General features: G+C 48.1%; 1 protein-coding gene. It reads right to left on the minus strand.

Annotated features, from left to right (window positions below):
• Positions 1-561: lipopolysaccharide biosynthesis protein (locus R7O13_RS29615; RefSeq protein ID WP_412125751.1), on the minus strand; the 561-nt coding region annotated here is incomplete at both ends.

Genomic DNA, 561 nt, shown 5'->3' on the forward strand with positions numbered 1-561 from the left:
GCAGAAACCACATTAATACCAAGCAACCATCGGGTTCTGCGTTTGAAAAGAATGGCGATGTTTAACAATTCGCTCCATTCCTTGAGCATCGCAATCGGTAGCAAGAACAGCGTGTAAAGTACCGCTTCATGGTAGGTTTCTGGCAAGAAGTTCGTGATCATGACCATTGCCAGTGTCGCTACAACCACGCTGAGCGCAGAAACATAAATCATCCCTAAATGAGAAACGCGCACGGCTTCACTATCTCGACCATTTTCGAGGTACGCAAAGCGTCGTGGCATCCACCACATGCCAAATGGCTGCACCAAAATACACATACCCACTGCGAACTTAACCGCAATCGCATAAATGCCTAACGTCGCCAACGAAGCATTTGCGCCGATGAACCAGCGTTCGGCACCATTCAAACAAAACGCGACAAGCGCAGACAACATTACTGGTAGGCAGTAATTCAAATACTGCTTGGCTAAGGCAATCTGAGGCAGAGCAAGGGTGTAACGGTTGATGATGTGTAACCAAACAAATTGCATGACCGCAGCGATAAGACCGCCAATCAGCACC

This window comes from Vibrio sp. Y176, assembly GCF_033438945.1.